The sequence below is a fragment of the Thalassobaculum sp. genome (assembly GCF_040219215.1).
In the GTDB taxonomy this organism is placed as follows: Bacteria; Pseudomonadota; Alphaproteobacteria; order Thalassobaculales; family Thalassobaculaceae; genus Thalassobaculum_A.
Map to the genome: position 1 here is coordinate 91,287 of NZ_JAVJSX010000001.1, position 13,808 is coordinate 105,094.

General features: G+C 65.1%; 13 protein-coding genes and 1 tRNA gene. 12 read left to right on the plus strand and 2 right to left on the minus strand.

The window, feature by feature from the left end:
* Positions 1 to 275: 275 nt before the first annotated feature.
* Positions 276 to 1,385, minus strand: a complete 1,110-nt coding sequence (locus tag RIC54_RS00495) for an NADH:flavin oxidoreductase/NADH oxidase (RefSeq protein ID WP_350097871.1) — start codon at positions 1,383 to 1,385, stop codon at positions 276 to 278.
* Between the two features lie 66 nt (positions 1,386 to 1,451).
* Between RIC54_RS00495 and RIC54_RS00500 the strand changes: the two genes are divergently transcribed.
* The 7 genes from RIC54_RS00500 to RIC54_RS00530 all read left to right on the plus strand — a co-directional run bounded on the left by RIC54_RS00500 (position 1,452) and on the right by RIC54_RS00530 (position 6,028).
* Positions 1,452 to 1,883 carry a PaaI family thioesterase gene (locus tag RIC54_RS00500; protein WP_350097869.1) on the plus strand — a complete coding sequence of 144 codons (432 nt, stop codon included), beginning with the start codon at positions 1,452 to 1,454 and terminating at the stop codon, positions 1,881 to 1,883.
* Positions 1,880 to 2,770, plus strand: coding sequence for an aldose 1-epimerase (locus RIC54_RS00505; RefSeq protein ID WP_350097867.1), 891 nt, complete (start codon positions 1,880 to 1,882; stop codon positions 2,768 to 2,770). Before RIC54_RS00500 ends, RIC54_RS00505 begins: the two co-directional genes overlap by 4 nt.
* Before the next feature lie 139 nt (positions 2,771 to 2,909).
* Positions 2,910 to 3,368 (plus strand): 50S ribosomal protein L13, encoded by a 459-nt coding sequence (gene rplM, locus RIC54_RS00510; protein WP_007673486.1) that lies wholly within the window; start codon positions 2,910 to 2,912, stop codon positions 3,366 to 3,368.
* 3 nt (positions 3,369 to 3,371) lie between these two features.
* On the plus strand, positions 3,372 to 3,863 hold the full coding sequence (gene rpsI, locus RIC54_RS00515; protein ID WP_350097864.1) for a 30S ribosomal protein S9: 492 nt from the start codon (positions 3,372 to 3,374) through the stop codon (positions 3,861 to 3,863).
* A gap of 219 nt (positions 3,864 to 4,082) precedes the next feature.
* Positions 4,083 to 4,820 (plus strand): carbonic anhydrase, encoded by a 738-nt coding sequence (locus tag RIC54_RS00520; RefSeq protein WP_350097862.1) that lies wholly within the window; start codon positions 4,083 to 4,085, stop codon positions 4,818 to 4,820.
* 76 nt (positions 4,821 to 4,896) lie between these two features.
* On the plus strand, positions 4,897 to 5,412 hold the full coding sequence (locus RIC54_RS00525; protein WP_350097860.1) for a gamma carbonic anhydrase family protein: 516 nt from the start codon (positions 4,897 to 4,899) through the stop codon (positions 5,410 to 5,412).
* Positions 5,413 to 5,458: 46 nt separating this feature from the next.
* Positions 5,459 to 6,028, plus strand: coding sequence for a PAS domain-containing protein (locus RIC54_RS00530; protein ID WP_350097858.1), 570 nt, complete (start codon positions 5,459 to 5,461; stop codon positions 6,026 to 6,028).
* Between the two features lies 1 nt (position 6,029).
* On the opposite strand, the gene RIC54_RS00535 is transcribed toward RIC54_RS00530, so the two are convergent.
* The gene (locus RIC54_RS00535; protein ID WP_350097856.1) at positions 6,030 to 7,847 is read right to left on the minus strand and encodes a PHA/PHB synthase family protein; all 1,818 of its coding nucleotides are present in this window, start codon (positions 7,845 to 7,847) and stop codon (positions 6,030 to 6,032) included.
* Between the two features lie 221 nt (positions 7,848 to 8,068).
* On the opposite strand from RIC54_RS00535, the gene RIC54_RS00540 reads away from it, so the two are divergent.
* From RIC54_RS00540 to RIC54_RS00560, 5 genes are all read left to right on the plus strand, one after another.
* Positions 8,069 to 9,358 carry an OmpA family protein gene (locus RIC54_RS00540; RefSeq protein WP_350097854.1) on the plus strand — a complete coding sequence of 430 codons (1,290 nt, stop codon included), beginning with the start codon at positions 8,069 to 8,071 and terminating at the stop codon, positions 9,356 to 9,358.
* A 70-nt stretch (positions 9,359 to 9,428) separates the two neighbouring features.
* Positions 9,429 to 10,721 (plus strand): homoserine dehydrogenase, encoded by a 1,293-nt coding sequence (locus tag RIC54_RS00545; protein ID WP_350097852.1) that lies wholly within the window; start codon positions 9,429 to 9,431, stop codon positions 10,719 to 10,721.
* 147 nt (positions 10,722 to 10,868) lie between these two features.
* A complete protein-coding gene (gene glpX, locus RIC54_RS00550; protein ID WP_350098071.1) occupies positions 10,869 to 11,828 on the plus strand; it encodes a class II fructose-bisphosphatase in 960 nt (319 codons plus the stop codon).
* 10 nt (positions 11,829 to 11,838) lie between these two features.
* A complete protein-coding gene (gene recJ, locus RIC54_RS00555; RefSeq protein ID WP_350097850.1) occupies positions 11,839 to 13,617 on the plus strand; it encodes a single-stranded-DNA-specific exonuclease RecJ in 1,779 nt (592 codons plus the stop codon).
* A 62-nt stretch (positions 13,618 to 13,679) separates the two neighbouring features.
* A tRNA-Glu gene (locus RIC54_RS00560) sits at positions 13,680 to 13,755 on the plus strand.
* Positions 13,756 to 13,808: the final 53 nt, after the last annotated feature.

The window sequence follows — 13,808 nt, forward strand, 5'->3', positions numbered from 1 at the left end:
ACCAGCATTTCGATCGGGCCGGCGATTGCCGCGACACCTCTCAACGGAGCGAGCAGGGATCGCGCCTCAGCGGTCCTTTCGCGAGCGATCAGTGCGCGTGCCTGTTCGATGGACTGGGACACGGCGGGTGCGGACATCGGACTCTCATCGCAGGCTTCGCGGGAGCCCATGGCAGAGGACCCGACCGTCAAGGTAACGGCAGGCGCCACCCTGGCGCCAGTCCTTGATGGACCGGCCCGCCGGGCGGCGAGCCGGTCCATCGGCCGGAGGTCGAGCTACTCGGCGGCTGGTGCCATGACGGCCGGTGCCGCCCGCCACGTGTCCGGCCGGCAGCGCACGTACTGTGCCGGATAGTCGGTCTGTGCGCCGAGGGCGCGCGCCGCGTGCCAGGCCCAACGCGGATTGTCCATCACGCCGCGGGCCAACGCCACGAAGTCGGCCTGCCCGGATGCGACGATGCTCTCGGCCTGTGCGGGTTCGGTAATCAGGCCGACCGCCATCACCGGAATTCCGACCTCCCGCTTGACCCGTTCGGCAAACGGCACCTGGTAACCCGGACCCAGCGTGATCTTCTGTCCCGGATGGTTGCCGCCCGAGGATACGTCGATGAAATCACAGCCGTGTTCCTTGAGCGCCTTGCAGAACTCGACCACTTCGTCGACCGACAGGCCGTCGTCGACCCAATCGGTGGCCGATACCCGTACACCCATCGGCTTGGTCTCCGGCCAGACGGCCCGGCAAGCATCGAAGACTTCGAGCGGGAACTGCATCCGGCCCTCGATCGATCCGCCGTACCGATCGTTTCTGACGTTGGACAGGGGCGACAGGAACTGGTGCAGCAGATAGCCGTGGGCGGCGTGGACCTCGACTACGTCGAAGCCGATCCGCGCGGAACGCTCGGTCGCTTCCACGAACTGCGCCTTGACCGCGGCGAGTCCGTCGTCGTCCAGCGCCCGCGGCGCCGGCCAGTCACCATAGGGCACCTCGGATGGGCCAAGGGTCTGCCAGGGATTCTCGTTCGCGGCGAGCGGGCCGGCACCTTGCAGCGGCGGGCGGTTCGATGCCTTGCGGCCGGCGTGGGCCAACTGGATGCCCATCTTGGCGACGCCGTGAGTCTTGCAGAAATCGACCACCCGCTTCAGGGTGCGCTCGTTGTCGTCCGACCACAGGCCCAGGCATCTCGGGGTGATCCGGCCTTCCGGCGAAACGTGCGTCGCTTCGGTGAATAGCAGACCACCGGCCCCCATGGCCATTTGGCCGAGATGCATGAGGTGCCAGTCTTCAGCATTGCCGTCCTGCGAGAGGTACTGGCACATCGGTGAAACGACAAGGCGGTTGCTGACCGTCATGTCGCGCAAGGTAATCGGCGAAAACAGTTGGCTCATGAAATCTCCGTCGGACGGCGTTCGGTGTGCGACCCTAGCGACGGCACCTTTAAAAGGAAAAGTGCGATGACGGCAAAGGTGTCGGTCGACGAGATGAATCGGATCATGCGCGAGGAAGTGCCGATGGCCGGCAATCTCGGGATTCGGTTCGAGACGATGATCGACGGTTTCGCCACCGCCCGCCTGCCGTTTCGCGAGGATCTGCTGCGCCCGGGTGGCACGGTCACCGGTCCGGCGATGATGGCGATGGCCGACGTGGTGATGTACGGCGCGGTGTTGTCGAGGATCGGTCCGGTCAAACTGGCGGTCACCACCAGCCTCAACGCGAACTTCCTGCGGCGGCCGAAGCCTGGCGATTTGCTGGCCGAGGGACGGTTGATAAAATGCGGTCGCCGACTCGCCTACGGGGAGGTGACCCTGGTATCAGCGGATGCACCGGATGAACCGGTCTGTCATGTGACCTGCACCTACTCGATTCCACCGGAGGAGACCCGATGACGACGCGCTTCCAATTGAACGCCGGCAATCTGGAGGCGATCGTCGAGCCCGAATTCGGTGGACGGATCACGGCGTTCCGGCACAACGGCATCGATCTGTTCTTACCGGTCGCCGACGGCCAGCGCGATCCGGCAAGCGCCGGGGCCGGAGGCTGTTTTCCGCTGGTGCCGTGGTCGAACCGCGTTCGTGACGGACGGATGGCGGCAGCCGGGCAGGTGCTAACGCTGGACAAGACGGAGCGCGGCGCCGGCAACGCCATTCACGGCCATGGTCGTCGACGCGGATGGTCCGTGACGGCCGACGGTGCGCCGACATCACTTCGTATGAACTACGAACATCCGACGGGCGAGGAAGGGTGGCCCTTCGCCTATGGCGCCGACCAGATCGTCAGCCTCAGCGACGAGGCGTTGAGCATCACGCTGGCCGTCCAGAACCGCTCCGGGGATGAGATGCCGGTCGGCCTCGGCCTGCATCCGTACCTGCCGCGGACAGCGGAGATGGGACTGTGGTTTGCCGCCGCCACGCAATGGCCGCCGGTTGACGGCAAGTTTCCGGCCGGACCGCAACCGATCCCGGCAGAACTCGACTTCAGTGAACCGCAAGCGGTGGTAACCGGGCTGGATCAAGGCTTCGGGGGCTGGGGCGGCGATGCCCACGCCATCTGGCCGGAACGGGGCCTCGCGCTGTCGATCCACGGTGGTGCGGCATTGTCTCATTTCATCGTGTTCACGCCGCCGGAAAAGGATTTCCTGTGCCTGGAGCCGGTCACCCACTGCATCGACGCGAGCAACCTGGCGTTCAAGGGCGTTTCTGATACCGGCGACCGCACGCTGGCACCGGACGAGCGGCTGGCCGTTACCGTGCGTTTCAAGGTAGAGGTATTCTGATACCTTTGGTGCAATCTCACTGATTTTTTTGATGCTTTCGGCTTGACCGTCCTTCCGGGTTCCGTCATATAGCCGCGCGTCGTCGGTCCGTCCGGGGTCGGCGGGTAGCTTTTATCAACGTGTCTCTCGGGTGATCGCAATGCGGACCTACTCGGCCAAGCCGAGCGAGATCGAAAAGAAGTGGTTCGTGGTCGACGCTCAAGGCGTTGTTCTCGGCCGCCTCGCTTCGATCATCGCAAAATACCTACGCGGCAAGCACAAGCCGACCTTCACCCCGCACATGGACTGCGGTGACAACATCATCGTGGTGAACGCGGAAAAGGTGAAGCTGACCGGCAACAAGCTGTCGCAGAAGCAGTACTACTGGCACACCGGTTATCCGGGCGGCATCAAGTCGCGGCGTGCCGATCATCTGCTGGCGGGTCAGCACCCGGAGCGGGTGGTCACCAAGGCGGTGCAGCGCATGATCGCGCGCGGCCCGCTCGGCCGGACCCAGATGGGCAACCTGCGTGTCTACGCCGGTGCCGAGCATCCCCACGAGGCGCAGCAGCCCGAGGTGCTGGACGTTGCGGCCATGAACCCGAAGAACGCGAGGTAAGCGATGTCGATCGATACCGATAGCGCCGAGCCGCAGGGCCTCGGCAAGCTCGCCGACCTCAAGTCCGAGAGTGTCGCGGAAACCAAGCCGGAGCCGCAGATCGACGCCCAGGGTCGGTCCTATGCCACCGGCAAGCGCAAGAACGCGATCGCCCGTGTCTGGATCAAGCGCGGCCAGGGCAAGATCACGGTCAACGGCAGGGACCAGTCGGCGTACTTCGCGCGCCCGGTGCTGCGGATGATGATCGGCCAGCCGTTCAATGCGGCGGACCGCGATACGCAGTTCGACGTCGTCTGCACGGTGAAGGGCGGTGGTCTGTCGGGCCAGGCCGGCGCCGTGCGTCACGGCATCAGCAAGGCATTGATCCTGTTCGAGCCGGAGTTGCGCGGCGTCCTCAAGAAGGGCGGCTTCCTGACCCGTGACTCGCGCGTGGTCGAGCGCAAGAAGTACGGCCGGGCCAAGGCGCGTCGGAGCTTCCAGTTCTCCAAGCGCTGAACGCTGCAGTCAGAAGTTGCCGATCAAAGGGCCGCAGCGATGCGGCCCTTTTTTCATCGACGTGTCGCAGCGGCCGTCACTGAAGGTGGCCGTCTTAACAGGATATGTACGGGCTTCGTCGGTCGGGTCGGTTGCGGGGAGAGATCCGCGCATCCTATGGTTCGACCCACATGTAACGGGGAGGGTGTTGTGGCACGGTGGACAGGGATTCTGGCGTCTATGGTGATCGCCACGTCGGCAGCATGGTCTTCCGGCGCGATGGCGGCGGAAGGCAACAAGCCGGCGTGGGGCTATGAGGGCAGCAAGGGTCCCGGCGAATGGGCCAAGCTGTCGCCGGATTTTGCCGCCTGCGAATCCGGCCGTCAGCAGTCTCCGATCGATCTGGCCAGCGCCGAGAAGCCCGGCAGCCCGGTGTCGGTCGCTATCGACTACAAGCCATTGCCGCTGACCATCCTGCACAACGGCCATACGGTCGAGGTGGTGATCGAGAACGGCAGCACGATGACCTTGGATGGCAAGGCATTCGAGCTTCTGCAGTTTCATTTCCACACACCGAGCGAGCACACGGCAGGCGGAAAGAGGTTCGACGCGGAGGTCCATTTCGTGCACCGCTCGGCTGATGGCCAACTAGCCGTGATCGGCGTGTTCCTCGAGAACGGTGCGGCGAATCCGACGCTCGCCAAGGTCATTGCCCACACGCCGCCCCAGAAGGCGGCGGCGCAGACGTTCGCGAATACCGTCATCAATCCACGGGATATCCTGCCCGCGCTTACGCAGTTTTGGGTTTACGACGGATCGCTGACGACCCCGCCTTGCTCGGAGGGCGTGCGATGGATGGTCGAGAGAGTGACGGCGCCAATGTCGCAGGAGCACATCGACGTTCTCTCCAAGGCGATGGGCGCGAACGCTCGCCCGATCCAACCAATCAACGATCGTCAAGTGGTTGCTCCGAACTGACTTGTATCGGGTATAGCCGCAGGCTGATCGGTACGCGGCCCAGCGTACCTGACGATACTGACTGGGAGTTGGGCGCATGCCTGCCTTGATCCGACGGCACCACGGCGTCATGCCGACGATTGGTGACGGTGCCTTCGTGGCAGAGACAGCGGTGCTGATCGGCGACGTCGTCGTCGGAGCCGACGCTTCGATCTGGTACGGCTGCGTCTTGCGGGGCGACGGAAACTACATTCGTGTCGGTGAACGGACCAATGTGCAGGACGGTACGATTGTCCACATCGCGACCGACAGATTCCCAACGCTGATCGGTGCCGGCGTCACGATCGGCCACGCGGCGGTCATTCACGCGTGTACGCTGCAGGACGACAGCTTCGTCGGGATGGGGGCTACCGTCATGGACGGTGCCGTGGTCGAGCGCCACGCGATGGTCGCGGCGGGCGCGCTGGTCACGCCGGGGAAGGTCGTGCGCTCCGGCGAACTGTGGGCGGGGGTACCGGCCCGCAGGATGCGCGATCTGACTCCCGAGGATATCGAGAATATTCACACTTCCGCGACACACTATTGCGAACTCGCCCGGTCCTATCTCCGATGAGACCAGGATCGGAGGCCGTTCAGGTAGCATCGGGAGCGTGAATGGAATGCCGTTAGCGGCGGACAGGCTGATCTCAGAATCCAGCCGAAGTCTTCTGGAGTTTCTGGAGCGGTGCCGTGGATCAGACGGGATCATCCGTCGCAGCTCATTTCGTCCTGAGCAGTTGCGCGAATGGCTTGGCGGAATTGGGATCCTCCAGTGGGATGCCGACCGGAACGACTATCGCTACCGGCTGTTCGGAACGCACCTCGCCCAGAACCTGGGGCGTGATCTGACCGGGCACCTGCTGGCTGCGTGGCCCCCGGACCTTGCACAGGTCATGCGCGACCAGGCGACGGTCGCGGTGGATCGGGGAGTTGCGGTGGTGGCGCACTACCGGTTCCATGTCCTGAAGCGCAGCGGCGTCATCGAAAATGGCCTGCGGATTCAGGAGAAATTGGTAGTACCGATGGCCTACCTGGATGAAGGCCCCCGCGACGCGGTGCTCGTCTATGTCGGTCAGGAACTTGCAGACATACCTGTGCTGCGACCTCACATGACCGCCACGGACGGCTCGTGCTGGTGCGCCGGAGACCGGCCCGTCTGCGCCGGCTGTCCCATGCCGGTCGGGCGGTAACCTAGTCCGAAGCGCGCGCCTTCACATAGCGCCCGGGGGCGTCTTCGATCGGCACCAGCGCGTGATCGCCGGGTACCCGGGCGGGAACCTTGCCGCCAGCGAACTTGCCGAGCCAGGAAGCCCATTCCGGCCACCATGAACCGTCCGTCTGCTGGGCGGTTTCCAGCCACTTCTCCGGATCCTTCGGCGCCTTTCCCTTGCGGGTCCAGTACCCGTACTTTGGCGGATCGGCGGGCGGGTTGATGACACCGGCGATGTGACCCGATCCGGCCAGGCAGAACTTCACCGGGCCCTTGTAGACCTGCGTCGCGGCGTAGGTCGACTTCCAGGGGGCGATGTGATCCTCCTTGGTCGACAACACGAAGGTCGGCAGTCGGTTGTTCGACAGGTCGATCGGGGTTCCGGCAAGCGTGATGCATCCGGGCTTGACCAGGTCGTTCTGCTGGTACATCCGGCGCAGATAGAAGCTGTGCATCGCCGCCGGCATGCGCGTCGAGTCGGAATTCCAGTACAACAGGTCGAACGGGAACGGCTCCTTCCCCATCAGGTAGTTGTTGATCACGAACGACCAGATCAGGTCGTTGGCGCGAAGCATGTTGAAGGTGGTCGCCATCGCCCGGCCGTCGAGGTAACCGGTCTTGCTCATCCGGTCTTCAAGAGCCGTCAGCTGCTCCTCGTCGATGAATACCGACAGGTCACCGGCCTCGGCGAAGTCGATCATGGTGGTGAAGAAGGTGATCGACTTGATCCGGTCGTCACCGTTGGCGGCCATCCAGGCGACGGTCGAAGCCATCAGGGTGCCGCCGATGCAGTAGCCGATGGCGTTGACCTCACGTTCGCCCGTTGCCTTCTCAATGGCATCAAGCGCCGCCAGAGGCCCTTCGAGCATGTAGTCCTCGAACGATTTCTCGGCCAGGCGGGCATCGGGGTTGACCCAGGACACCACGAACACGGTGATGCCTTGTTCAACGGCCCAACGGATAAAGGAGTTCTTGGCCCGCAGATCGAGGATGTAGAACTTGTTGATCCACGGCGGCACCAGAAGAAGCGGGCGACGCATCACCGTCTCGGTTGTCGGCGAGTACTGGATGAGCTGCATGAGCTCGTTCTCGTAGACGACCTTGCCGGGCGTGGTGCCGACGTTGACGCCGACCTCGAACGCCTCCTGGTCGGTCATCTGGATGTCGAGCTTGCCGTGACCGCGCTCAAGGTCGCTGACCAGGTTCTGCAGGCCTTTGACCAGGTTTTCGCCCCGGCTCTCGATTGTCGCCCGCAGTACCTCGGGATTGGACATCGCGAAGTTCGACGGCGCCATCGCGTCGACGAACTGCTTTGTGTAGAAATCGACCTTGCGGTGCGTCTTCTCGTCCAGACCCTCGACCTCGCCGACGGTCTTCTGCATCCAGCGTGCCGTCAGAAGGTAGGTCTGCTTGATGTAGTCGAAAAGGAAGCTCTCCTCCCAGGCGTCGTCCTTGAAGCGCTTGTCTCCACGCTCCGGGGTCGCTACCGCTTCGCCCGGGCCGCCCATGATCCGAGCCGTGGTCGCCTGCCAGAGCGTCAGGTAGTCCTGCCAGAGTCCGAACTGCGCCTGCAGCAGCTTGGCCGGGTCGGCCATCATCTTGCTGGTCATCTCCAGGAACGCGTTGCCGATGTTCATGGGATCGGAGATTCCCAGCGCGTCCTGGTCGCCCGCAGACCGGTTCTGCTGTTCCAGGAAATCCTGGACAATGCGCTGACTGCGCTCGGCGATGCTGGCCATGGTCCGGGACAGTTCCATCGGATCAGGCGGCGTGGTCTGTGGGTCGGGTTTCTGGGTCATGGCGGTTTTGTGGCGCCTCCGGACGGTGCAGGGTTCCGTCTTGTCGGTCGGTTGTAGCAGAAACCGTTGTCGGGTGGCCATTGCGGCACTTCACGGTCGCGCTAACCGTGTCCGTAGATGGAAACCCATGTTATTTTCGCAGTTTGGCAGGTAAAGGTGCTGCGCTGCTGTGAGACGTGGGCCCTGAAGGCAACACGAATAGCCAAGGTCGGGAGAGCGGGATGATTCAAAAAACGCGGATCGCTATGGCGACATCGGGGCGACGGATGGTGAAGGTTCTGGCGGTCGTCGGCATGGTCGGTCTGACCGGTTGTTCGTCCATCCCCGACGCCGTCAACCCGGTTGAATGGTACCGCGGCACATCCAATACGATCGGCGGCTGGTTCGAAGACGAACCCGCAAAGGACGGGGCCGCTCCGTCGTCGACCACGGTCGCCGGCGACCCTGGACCCAGTTCGAACACCGAGTACCCCAACCTGGCAACCGTCCCGGCGCGTCCGACGCCGTCCACCACCCCGGAGCAGCGCGAGACCCTGAAACAGGGGCTGATCGCAGACCGCGCCAACGCGCGGTACACCGACGCCCCGGCGGCCCAGCCGGCACCCGTGCAGGCGGCACCCGTGCAGTCGGCGCCTCGATCGACCGCGCCGCAGTCGAAGCAAACACCGCCTCCTGAGCCGATTTCGGCTGTTCCAGTGCCCGCTCCGTCCACCAAGCCCCAGGCAGCGGTGCCAGCATCGACGCCGCCGTCGTCTGCCTCGCGGCTGGCTGCGGGAGCCAACGACCAATCCGCGCTCTGGCCCAATCGTCCGGCTCCGCAAACCCCGAGCATAACCGGCGCGACCACCGCGGAAGTCGGTGGCGAGCATGTCCGGCGAGCGATGCCGCAATCGGAGCCGACTCCCGTTCCGGCACGGGTCTCGGCCCCCTCGTCGAGCGCACCGGCGTTGACGTCGCAACTCGCCGAGCGGACGACCTTGGACTCGGCTGGCAACGCTGGCCGGGCGCCGGCGCCCAGGCCGGAGGCGGCCGCCGCACCGTCGTCGGCCCCGGCAGCCGTGCCGTCGTCCTCGGCGCCGACGGCCTCGGGCCAAAGCGTCATCGTCAATGATGATGCACTCGATGCGGTCCCGGCCGCCGCTTCCTTTTCGGGGCAGCCCTATCTGGCCTCGACCGTGTACTTCGGACACAGTTCGGCTCGGTTGACCGGCACTGAACGCGCAGAGCTCGCGAAGGTCGCACAGACTGCGGCTTCCAGCGGCGCTGCCGTGCGGGTGATCGGTCATGCATCGTCGCGCACCGCGGATCTCGACCTGCGGGCACATGAGGTTGCGAACTTCACCATGTCGCTGAAGCGCGCCAATGCGGTAGCCGATGTGCTTGTCCATGCGGGTGTGCCAGCCGATCGCATCCGAATCGATGCGCTCGGCGACTCGCAGCCGGAGTTCTATGAGGTCATGCCCGCGGGAGAGGCCGGCAACCGGCGTGTCGAGGTCTTCCTGATATACTGATCGAGAGCGTTCATAAGGCAATATTTATAGTGCTTTATGCGAATCATCTCATGTTTTGAGTGAGGATGAAATGAGTGAAACTTTGCGGGTCGCCGTGGCGGGACTGGGCACGGTCGGCGCCGAAACGGCGCGGCTGCTGCAGGTCCGTCACGATGATTTGGCGCGCCGAGCCGGGCGGCCGATCAAACTGGTCGCGGTGTCGGCCCGCGACCGCAACAAGAGCCGGGGCGTCGATCTGTCGGGGATTGCCTGGGAGGACGATCCGGTCGCCCTGGCAAGGCGGGAAGACGTCGATGTGGTGTGTGAACTGATCGGAGGGTCGGAGGGTCCGGCGCGCGATCTGGTCCAGGTCTCGTTGGAGAACGGCAAGTCGGTGGTGACGGCCAACAAAGCCCTGCTGGCGCATCACGGAACAGCGCTTGCGAAACTCTCCGAAGCGGCAGGCGCCGCGCTGGGATACGAAGCGGCGGTTGCCGGTGGAATACCGATCATCCGGGCACTTCGCCAAGGTCTGGTCGCCAACGACATCGGCCGTGTCTACGGAATCCTGAATGGGACGTGCAACTACATCCTGACGGCGATGCGCGAGACCGGACGGGCGTTTGACGACGTGCTGGCCGAGGCTCAGGACCTTGGCTACGCCGAGGCCGATCCATCGTTCGATGTGGATGGCGTTGACGCGGCGCACAAGCTGTCGCTGCTGGCGGCTCTGGTGTTCGGTCGCGAGGTGGACTTCTCCGGCGTTCACATCGAGGGAATCCGGCCGATCTCTCCGCTCGACATCGCCTATGCGGAGGAGTTTGGCTTCCGCATCAAGCTTCTCGGCATAGCCGAGGAATCGCCGGATGGCGTCCGGCAACGCGTCCATCCCTGCATGGTCCGGCGCGATGCGCCGATTGCGCAGGTCGAGGGCGTGTTCAACGCCGTCGTCGCCGAGGGCGACGCTGTCGGTACCACGCTGTATCTCGGCCGTGGCGCCGGTGCCGGGCCGACCGCGTCGGCGGTTATCGGCGACATCGTTGACGTGGCTGCCGGACGTAGGGCTCCGGTGTTCGGCATCGCCGCGGCCGAGCTGCGCACCGCCGAACCAGCGCCGATCGAGGCGATGGAGGGCCGCTACTATGTTCGCCTGATGGTGATCGACCGCCCGGGTGTGCTGGCCGACGTAACGGCCATCCTGCGTGATGAGCACGTGTCGATGGAGTCTATGCTGCAGCAGGGGCGGGCGCCGATGGAAAAGGTGCCGGTGGCGCTGACCACCCATGAAGTGGACGAAGCTTCGATGCGCCGGGCCCTGGAGAAGATCGGCCGGCTCGACGCCGTGCAGGAACCGCCGGCCATGATCAGGATTGTTGAGCTTTAGGAATCCAATCGGGCCTCGCGACGCACGCCCGGATGGGCTAAAAGCTCGACACTCCGGGGTTCGCTGCGGAGCGGACTTGTCACATCAGAACGCCAATTGTGGGATCGGGAGCCACCGATGTCGAAAACGGATGCCGAAGTCTTCACCATGGACCGCAATCTCGCCCTCGAGGCAGTGCGGGTGACCGAGGCCGCAGCCTTGGCTGCGTCGCGGTTGATGGGCCGGGGCGACGAGAAGGCGGCGGACCAAGCGGCGGTCGATGCCATGCGGACCGCGCTGAACAACCTTGAGATCGACGGCACGGTGGTGATCGGCGAGGGCGAGCGCGATGAAGCGCCGATGCTGTTCATCGGCGAGAAGGTCGGCCGCGGCGGTCCGAAGATCGATATCGCGCTGGACCCGCTGGAAGGCACCACCATTACCGCCAAGGGCGGCGCGAACGCGCTGGCGGTGGTCGCGCTCGCGTCCGAGGGTGGCTTCCTCAATGCTCCTGATGTCTATATGGACAAGATTGCGGTCGGCGGCGGGCTGCCGGATGGGGTGGTCGATCTCGATGCCACGGTCGAGGAGAACCTGAAGAACCTCGCCAAGGCGAAGAAGGCCGACGTTTCCGACATTGTCGCCTGCATTCTGGATCGGCCACGGCATGCCGAGCTGATCGCCAAGGTACGCGAGGCCGGTGCCCGGATCATGCTGATCTCCGACGGTGACGTCTCCGGTGTGATCGCGACCTCTCAGCCGACCAGTGGCGTGGACATCTACCTTGGCTCTGGCGGCGCGCCGGAAGGCGTTCTTGCGGCGGCGGCGCTGCGCTGCATCGGCGGGCAGATACAGGCCCGCCTGCTGTTCCGGAACGACGATGAACGATCCCGGGCCAAGCGCTGGGGCATCGAGGACCTGGATCGCAAGTACGGCCTGATGGAACTGGCCGGTGGCGACGTCATGTTCGCGGCGACAGGGGTGACCAACGGCACCATGCTGAAGGGCGTTCGCCGCTACACCGGTGGGGCCTACACGCACTCGATCATCATGCGCTCCACGACCGGAACGGTGCGGACCATCGAGGCCACCCACGACTTCACGCGCAAGCCGTCCGCCAAGGATTGAGACCGCTGCAATGACCACCCCGGTCCTCGGCGTCGAGCGATCGGTTACGGGCAAGCGGTGGATTGCGCGCGGCGGCGCGGTGATCGAGGCTGAGCGCCTCGGTCTCGCGATTGCTCAGCGTCACGGGGTGCCGGAGATTGTCGGCCGCCTGATCGCCCAGCGCGGCATCGGGCTCGACGGGGTCGAGCGGTTCCTGGAGCCGACCCTGAAGGCCGAGTTGCCCGATCCGAGCGTGCTGAAGGACATGGATGTCGCGGCGGCACGGCTGAGCGATGCCGTGCAGGGCGGACAGCCGGTCGGGCTGTTCGCAGACTACGATGTCGATGGCGCCACCTCGGCGGCCCTGATGACCCGATATCTGAGGGCCGTCGGGGCAACATCGATCGTGCACATCCCGGACCGCATTGATGAAGGTTACGGCCCCAACCTGCCGGCGATTGAAGGCCTAGCCGGGCAGGGCGCCGGGGTTGTCGTGTGCCTCGACTGCGGAATCCTGGCGGTCGAGACCCTCGGTCAGGCCCGTGCGGCCGGAATCGACATGCTGGTGATCGATCACCACTTGGCCGGCCCCCAACTGCCGCCGGCGGTGGCGGTGGTGAATCCCAACCGGCTGGACGAATCCGGCGGGTACGGCCAACTGGCGGCGTGTGGCGTCACATTCCTTGTGCTGGTTGCATTGAACCGGGAGTTGCGGCGCCGTGGCTGGTTCCGGCAACGGCCGGAGCCGGATCTGCGGGTTCTGCTGGATCTCGTGGCGCTTGGCACCGTGTGCGACGTGGTGCCGCTTGCCGGGCTGAACAGAGCCTTTGTCGCGCAGGGCATCCGGGTGATGGCCGGGCGCGGGAACCCGGGCCTGGCGGCGCTTGGTGACATCGCCAAGCTGGACCGGCGTCCGGACCCGTACCATCTCGGCTTCGTGCTCGGGCCGCGGATCAACGCGGGTGGACGGGTCGGGCGGGCGGATCTCGGAGCCCGGCTGTTGGCAACCGATGATCCGGTGGAGGCGGCAACGCTGGCCGCCGAACTCGACCGCTACAACGGCGAGCGGCGGGCCATCGAGGCCGAGGTTCTCGAAGCCGCGATCGCCCAGGCTGAGACCCAGACCAACGCGGCCGCGCTGGTGGTGTTCGGAGAAGGCTGGCACCCGGGCGTCGTCGGCATCGTCGCGAGCCGGTTGAAGGATCGGTTTCATCGCCCGGCGTGTGTGATCGGTGTTGAGGATGGGGTCGGCAAGGGGTCCGGCCGTTCCGTGACGGGCGTCCAGTTGGGCGCGGCGGTGATCGCTGCGCAACAGGCCGGCGTGCTGATCAAAGGCGGTGGGCATGCCATGGCGGCCGGCTTTACCGTGGCGGCCGACCGCGTGGAGGCGTTTCAGGCGTTTCTCTGCGAGCGTGTCACCGCCGATCTGGCCGATGGCGACCGGACGGCAAGCCTGTCGATCGATGCCGCGCTGGCGCCGAGCGGAGCAACCGGAGATCTGGTTCGTACGGTCGGCCGCATCGGGCCGTTCGGCACCGGAAACGCCGAACCGCGATTCGCGTTTCCGGCCGTGCGGGTGGTCGGAGCCGGCGTGGTCGGCGAGAACCACGTCCGCTGCACGCTGATGGGATCCGACGGCGCCCGGGTCAAGGCAATCGCGTTCCGGGCGCTGGACGGTGACCTTGGCCAGGCCTTGCTCAAGGCCGGGGGCACGCCGTTTCATGTGGCCGGGCATCTCCGCGCCGACGACTTTCGGGGAGGCGATCAGGTCCAATTGATCGTCGATGACGCGGCGCCCGCAACTGGTTGATCAACGCCGTCGTTGTGGGGTTGATTTCCAGCCGTCTCGGGGGTACATCCCCCTGCCGACGAGACCCCTTCGTCTAGAGGCCTAGGACACCGCCCTTTCACGGCGGCGACACGGGTTCGAATCCCGTAGGGGTCGCCATTTCCCTGCAGCAATCTTGACCAGAGGGTCGGCTGGCGCGCACCCTTAGGAAA